1 protein-coding gene is annotated in these 206 nt (G+C 73.3%); it reads right to left on the reverse strand.

What is annotated here, in order from left to right:
- On the reverse strand, positions 1-206 hold a 206-nt coding region (locus QM588_RS25720), incomplete at both ends, for a hypothetical protein (protein WP_283317449.1).

Genomic DNA, 206 nt, shown 5'->3' on the forward strand with positions numbered 1-206 from the left:
GTCGTCAACCGTGCCGACTCCGCGGGAGCCGACCGGGCCAGGTGACCGAGCCTGCCCAGCTGCTCGTACCCAGCTGCCATAGCGGCATCGGATTCGTGGAGGGCAGCCAGGGCCTGCTCCGCCGATTCACGTCGGTCGCGCTGTGCCGCGAGCGCACCGGAGAGCGGTGCATCGAGGTCCTCGGCCCGGCGCACGGCCGCGGCCAG

It is taken from the genome of Rhodococcus sp. IEGM 1354 (assembly GCF_030056855.1).
Classification (GTDB): Bacteria; Actinomycetota; Actinomycetes; order Mycobacteriales; family Mycobacteriaceae; genus Rhodococcoides.